The organism is Romboutsia sp. 13368 (assembly GCF_018336475.1).
Classification (GTDB): Bacteria; Bacillota; Clostridia; order Peptostreptococcales; family Peptostreptococcaceae; genus Romboutsia.
Map to the genome: position 1 here is coordinate 1,448,361 of NZ_CP048741.1, position 1,635 is coordinate 1,449,995.

At 24.6% G+C, this 1,635-nt stretch carries 2 protein-coding genes; one reads left to right on the forward strand and one right to left on the reverse strand.

All coding sequences use genetic code 11. The features are described 5' to 3' along the window. Positions 1-561 (forward strand): glycerophosphodiester phosphodiesterase family protein (locus tag G3997_RS05830; protein ID WP_296644306.1); only part of this gene is annotated, 561 nt, incomplete at its 5' end. A gap of 164 nt (positions 562-725) precedes the next feature. On the opposite strand, the gene hisJ is transcribed toward G3997_RS05830, so the two are convergent. Continuing rightward, positions 726-1,541, reverse strand: a complete 816-nt coding sequence (gene hisJ, locus G3997_RS05835; protein ID WP_296644311.1) for a histidinol-phosphatase HisJ — start codon at positions 1,539-1,541, stop codon at positions 726-728. Positions 1,542-1,635: the final 94 nt, after the last annotated feature.

Here is a 1,635-nt window from a genome sequence, read left to right on the forward strand (position 1 = left end):
CTTGTAAAAGATTATACTTTATCTCAGCTAAAAAACTTTACTTGTAAAAATTCTCGATTTACAGAAAATTTAGATTGTAGAATACCTACCTTAAGAGAAGTATTTGAATTAATAAGCAATACAAATGTAAAATTAAATATTGAAGCTAAAACAGATTTAATAGACTATAAATTGGAAAAGGATGTACTAAATTTAATATATGAATATAACCTAAGTGATAGGGTATTAATATCAAGTTTTAATCATGAATGTATAAATACATTTAAAAGTTTAGATAATAGCATTAAATATGGTTGTCTTTATCATCCTAAAAAATACCTTTTATCTAAATATAAAATTATTGAACATGCAAAAAAATTAAATCTATACAGTATTAATATATCCAAATGGTGCGTTAATAAAAAAATCGTAAATCTTGCACATGAAAATGGATTAAAAGTATTTGTATACACTATAAATAGTACTAAGTTAATTAAAAAAATGATTAAATACAATGTAGATGGTGTATTTTCAGATTACCCAAACTTAATGAATGAAATAATAAAAAATATTAAAATATAGTATTTAGTTTAGATTTAGTATTATGTCTTATAATACATACTTGAATAACTAAAAAATAAGGAGTTGCTTACAAAGCAGCTCCTTATTTTTATTTAAATATTTTATATTTTAACTTATCTTTATCTATGTAAACAGTAATTTTAATATAAATTTATACGAAAATACTATAATTGGATTTGCAATTCATTCATTAATCTATCATATTCCTTCATTTTATAACCAACAGTATCATGACTATGTGAATCAGAACCTAAAACAGTCTTAACATCATATTTTCTAACTAATTCTAATAAATGTCCGTCTATATAAGCTTCATTGCAGTATTGCTGTCTATAACCAGATACATTAAAGTCTAACTCATAGTTTTTAGATTTTATAAGTCTTACTAACTCTTCTAATATGTCCATATTGCTATAATCATATGGATATATCTTATTAAACTTTCTAACTAAATTTAAATGACCTATCCTTCTTGGCTTATATATTCCTAGGTCAGAGTTTATAGCTAACTTTAAAGTTTGATAATACTTATAGTAAACCTTTTCTATAGAACCTATAAGTTCTATCAATTTACAAAACTCCTCTGCACTATAATCGATTAAGTGATACTTGCCATCTAATTTTATCATGTGTACAGATAATATAGAATCATCTATATACTCTCCATATTTATCTAACATTTCTTTTATTTCTTCTTCATAGCCTTCTATATAGTCAACTTCAACCCCTATGTTTATCTTTACACTATGCTTATATTTTTCCTTAAGTTTTTTTAATTCATTAAAATAATTTAATAAATCATCTTCAGTCATTGCACTATTATTTTCAGGTGATGGATCTTTAAAGTTTTTAGGTAACGGTAAATGCTCTGTAAAAGTCATTTCCATCACTCCAACTTCTAGTGCTTTTTTTATATACTTTTCAAACTGGTCACTACTCCCATGTGGACAATAAGGCGAATGGATATGGCCATCCTTCATATAAAATACCTCCCATATTCCTAGGATTAACTCCCTAGTTTTTTAATCTATGTACATTATATCTTTTTGTGGTGCTTATAGCATTAATTATTAT